Raw genomic sequence first — 570 nt, 5'->3', positions numbered from 1 at the left:
GGTCAAATGAGAAGAATTAAATGATTAGGAATTTTTCTTATTGCTGTAGTTGTGTTATGAGCTCTTAGTCCGATAATTACTTCGATTATTAAGTCTGCGATCGGAGCATAAAAGTGTTGTTCGAAGGAGTTATAAATAAGATTAGTTATGGTGCTTTTATGATTGGTTATGGCCCGTTTGTAATTTTGCCATTGCTATTAATTAATGCTATTGTGGTGCTGTTTGAGTTAGTTGCTGTTGGGCTACCACAATATTTATTATTTGGTTTGAGTTTATCGCAAAAATTTGAGTTCGCCGTGCTACCTGATATGTTTAAACGATTAGCTATTATATCGAGTTTAGTTTATGTTTTGTTATTTGCTTTTAGTGCTTTGAGAATGTGAGCGTATAAAGGCGATGATGGAGTAAATCCAGTGCGAGTTGCGTTAAAAAACTCGCTTGTGGGAACGGTGTGGTTAATTGGTCTGCCGGTGTGTGTTTATTTATTTAATTTGATTATTGGCTTGATGTTGAATTTAGTTTTAGGGTCTAATAGTTTAACTTTAGATAAAACACTTTTTAGAAGTATTT

Annotated in this window: 1 protein-coding gene; it reads left to right on the top strand. The window is 33.5% G+C overall.

Going from position 1 to position 570, the window contains the following annotated elements; genetic code table 4:
• Positions 1-113: 113 nt before the first annotated feature.
• The coding region (locus N1F73_RS04020; protein WP_396888706.1) for an Mbov_0396 family ICE element transmembrane protein at positions 114-570 on the top strand (457 nt) is incomplete at its 3' end.

The organism is Mycoplasma sp. HS2188 (assembly GCF_025209835.1).
In the GTDB taxonomy this organism is placed as follows: Bacteria; Bacillota_I; Bacilli_A; order Mycoplasmatales; family Metamycoplasmataceae; genus Mycoplasmopsis.
Note: the sequence above shows the minus strand (reverse complement) of the source record. Positions and strands in the feature narration are given on the sequence as shown.